Origin of the sequence: Bacillus pseudomycoides DSM 12442, from assembly GCF_000161455.1 — a bacterium.
GTDB classification, from domain to species: Bacteria; Bacillota; Bacilli; order Bacillales; family Bacillaceae_G; genus Bacillus_A; species Bacillus_A pseudomycoides.
The window spans coordinates 5,768,827-5,769,119 of record NZ_CM000745.1 but is presented as its reverse complement, the minus strand read 5'-3'; the positions used below and the strand labels follow the sequence as shown (position 1 = coordinate 5,769,119).

The following is a 293-nucleotide window of genomic DNA, read 5'->3' as shown; positions in this document are numbered from 1 at the left end:
ATTGTTCAGCAATTATTTATAAACAATTATCATACCTTAATACGAAAAAAAGAAGGGAATGAATTTTTTGAAAATTAAAAAAAGTGTTAAAGGAATCAAATTATTAGCATGTTTATTAGTTAGTTTAAGCACTATTAGTTATTCATCTATTTCCTTTGCGGAAACAAAAACAGGTAATTCAGCTGGTGCAACAAAAAATGCAAGTGGCATTGATACTGGTATAGCAAATCTTAAGTATAATAATCAAGAGGTTTTAGCAGTAAATGGTGATAAAGTAGAGAGTTTTGTTCCAA

At 27.6% G+C, this 293-nt stretch carries 1 pseudogene; it reads left to right on the top strand.

What is annotated here, in order from left to right:
• Positions 1 to 58 precede the first annotated feature (58 nt).
• Positions 59 to 293: pseudogene (locus BPMYX0001_RS29110) on the top strand (alveolysin); the annotation flags it as partial.